The sequence below is a fragment of the Psychromonas hadalis ATCC BAA-638 genome (assembly GCF_000420245.1).
Lineage (GTDB): Bacteria > Pseudomonadota > Gammaproteobacteria > Enterobacterales > Psychromonadaceae > Psychromonas > Psychromonas hadalis.
Genome location: NZ_ATUO01000245.1, coordinates 1 through 3420 on the forward strand (window position 1 = coordinate 1; position 3420 = coordinate 3420).

Sequence of the window (3420 nt, forward strand, 5' to 3'; positions counted from 1 at the left end):
TGGCATGTTTTTCGTTGCTTAGCTGCATCATTATCTTCTCACATATTTGTTGTAACGATCTTCAAACTCATTGGGGAAATTTTTAATCAAGCTTAAAACAGGCACTGCAGTGATCCCGCCTAATGCACATAAAGACGTTTGTGTTAAGGTGTCGCAAAGCTCTTTTATGAGAATAATATTTTCATTAACAGACTCACCAGAGATAACTTGCTCCATCATTTCAGCGCCGCGTCTTGAGCCAATACGGCAAGGTGTACAAGTTCCACATGACTCTAAGGCACAGAAATCAAACGCAAAATGCGCTAACTCTTTGGCACTTGCGTCATGACCCATCACAATTATTCCACCGTGACCGATATGACCACCGAGCGTTTTAAAATGCTCGTAGTCTAATGGATTATCTAAATCATTCTTGGACATGTGATAACCAAGAGGCCCGCCTATCTGCACCAATTTCAGATCTCTTGCACCATCAAACGAGAACGCTAAACCACCACCAAAGTCATCAATAATATCGCGAACCGTGATACCAAATGGCAATTCAACTAAGCCACCATATTTAATATTGCCACTGAGTTGGAACGGGCAAGTACCACGCGAGCGACCATAGCCATGTTTGCCATACGCTTTACCACCATGTTCAACAATGGGCACCATACTGACCAGCGAGATAACATTAAACAATGCGGTTGGTTTTCCAAATAGACCTTTATGAACGGGAAATGGGGGTTTTACACGAACAGTGCCGCGCTTACCCTCTAAACTATTTAACAGTGCAGTCTCTTCACCACAAACATACGAGCCAGCACCAATACGTAGATGAATATCAAAATCTTTACCACTGTTTTGGATGTTTTTACCCAACCAACCTGTTTTACGCGCAAGGCGAATCGCATTATTTAACACTTTTCGTGCAATGGGATATTCAGAACGAAGATAGATATACCCCTCATTTGCACCTACCGCGAGCGCAGTTAAAAACATCCCCTCTAAAATCATAAACGGGTCGCCTTCACCCATCATTCGGTCTGAAAACGTGCCAGAGTCACCTTCATCAAAGTTACAAACAACAAATTTTTCATCGGCAACGGCATCTTTAGTTGCTTGCAGTTTTAGGTAAGATGGGAATGCAGCACCACCTCGTCCTCTTAAACCAGAGTGTTCCATCTCTTTAATGATGCTTTTAGGCGTATCAAAAAGTGCTTTTTTAAGTGCCGTAAAACCACGGTGTTTGATGTAATCATCAATACACATTGGGTCAACTAAACCAACACGCTGAAAACAGAGCCTTGTTTGCTTAGCAAGGTAAGGGACTTTAGTAATATCCCCCACTCTTAATGGATGCTCACCACCGTTTAAAAAATCAGCATCAAACAATCCAATAACATCTTTTTCTTTGATAGGACCATAGGCAATACGCTCGCCATTAACCTCGACTTCAACTAAGGTTTCTAACCAGAAAAGCCCCCAAGAGCCATTACGGACAATTTGAATCTCTTGATTTTTTTGCTTTGCGAGTAGGGTTATTTCTTCAACAACTTCATCAGCGCCTAAAGAAACAGAGGTGGTATCTAACGGAACATAAATTTTAATCATACTCTATTCCCTTTACAGTTTTTATTGATGATAGCTTGTACGTTGTCGCGGGTTACCTCAGCATAAAGTTTATCGTTAACAACAATATTCGGGCCGACTGCGCAGTTGCCTAAACAAAAAACCTCTTCGATTTCAAACTCCCCATCTTCTCGTTGCTCACCAATATCTGTTTCTAATGTGTCACACAACACTTTAATCATATTCTTCGATTTTCTTGCATAACATCCTTCAGCCATACACACTTTTATCACATTTTTTGCTCTTGGCTTAGTTTTGAAATCATGGTAAAAACTCACCACACCGAGCACGCCAGCTTCAGACTGGTTAAAGGTATTTGCTAATGTGGGATATAACTCCTCATTAATATAACCAAAGGTATCAACCAAGTTACGCAATGTTTCAACTAACCCCCCTCTTAAATGAGTATTTTTTTCTATCACTTTAAGCGCAGTATCAAAATCGTATTCTCTAAACATATTCGCTTCTCTTATCTATGTATTAACTTGATGTCGAACGCCCAATAACGTTTGACGCAATCGTTTACTGACCTGAAATTCAATGCCCTTAATTAAGGGCTAAAAGGGAGGGCTAAACGAAACCGTTACACGGCAGGGGAATTAACAATATTCACACTTATTATTAACATATTGCTTTTTAATAATACCCGCATAAATATAGGGTTATAATGATTCAGAACAACAGCACTTTGTTTTTTACAGGCATTTATTGACCCACTTAACATTTCAAGACAAATATCCCTCGTTAAAAGTTGCAATGTCTAACTATTGGCAAATAAAGGATTACGCGAATAAGTTATTCACAACGTCATAACAACTCAAAAAACAGGGCTTTGCTGGTTGCTGAGTAGGCGAATATTGTAAAATGTATAGGTATCAATAAAGGGTAATCGCCCGTGTGGGTTCATGATTTTTAAAGGGGAAATAATATATTAAACTTTTTTAGCTTTATTAGAGTTTGATATTCATGGGAAAAAGGCAGGGAAAGGCACACATATTTTTTGAGTGAATAAAAATACAATCATCATTTTAAATTCTCATTACGAAAAAGAGCGAAAAAACAGTGAAAAATCATTAACGGTGCGCTAATAAGCGGATGGTAAATCGCAGTCAATAACTCAGTGGACTATTTTTTGTAACCTACTCTGTCCTGAAATGCACCGTTCCCCCGTATTTTCTGAAAGCACGCTAATTCCTCTAGCGAGCCCACTGCACCATGGAGGCGGCGACGCCTTATTTAAGTATGTGATCTAAATTTTCCGCAGGGAAAACAGCTTAATTCAAGGCGTAAGTTGATGTAAATGGTTGTTCCCTTTACGAAACTTACAACGCGGAAGTGAGTTGTTTTAACCAGTAAAATAGATCAGCTATTTACTGTTATTGGTATTACAGGTAATAAACTCATTTAAACAGCGCATAAACCGCGAGATATTTGCTCAACGTGACCGCCATTCGGCAATCACAGAAAGTGCTGCTGCTATTGAATCTCGGAATTTAACTCACCCTCTTGCCAACGTAATGCGATAGGGGGAATTGAGTATATTTTTGACCAACGCTCACAAATATTAGCATCAGAACAATCCTTTAATTCTGTCTCATTCACATATAAAACAAGGTGATAATGGTTGCTCATAATGGCATAGGCACAAATTTCAATACAAAATACCTCCGTTACAGGGGAAACGGGTTTAAAATAAACAGAATGAGTTTGTTTTCTGGTCAGTTGTTAATTCAAGCATCAAAAGGCAGGACTAAAGTCCCACTTCCGATGAATAATTAGCTTACTTTTGGGAAGTGGGACTTTAGT

At 39.2% G+C, this 3420-nt stretch carries 2 protein-coding genes; both read right to left on the bottom strand.

The genetic code is table 11. The features are described 5' to 3' along the window. Nucleotides 1-30 precede the first annotated feature (30 nt). The gene (locus G322_RS0118180; protein WP_022943112.1) at nucleotides 31-1596 is read right to left on the bottom strand and encodes a formate dehydrogenase beta subunit; all 1566 of its coding nucleotides are present in this window, start codon (nucleotides 1594-1596) and stop codon (nucleotides 31-33) included. Beyond that, nucleotides 1593-2072, bottom strand: coding sequence for an NADH-quinone oxidoreductase subunit NuoE family protein (locus G322_RS21340; protein WP_022943113.1), 480 nt, complete (start codon nucleotides 2070-2072; stop codon nucleotides 1593-1595). Before G322_RS21340 ends, G322_RS0118180 begins: the two co-directional genes overlap by 4 nt. Nucleotides 2073-3420 lie beyond the last annotated feature (1348 nt).

Excerpts from the sequence above, each read along its gene's own strand:
- G322_RS0118180 (WP_022943112.1), bottom strand. The coding sequence starts at position 1,596 with ATGATTAAAATTTATGTTCCGTTAGATACCACCTCTGTTTCTTTAGGC.
- G322_RS21340 (WP_022943113.1), bottom strand. The coding sequence starts at position 2,072 with ATGTTTAGAGAATACGATTTTGATACTGCGCTTAAAGTGATAGAAAAA.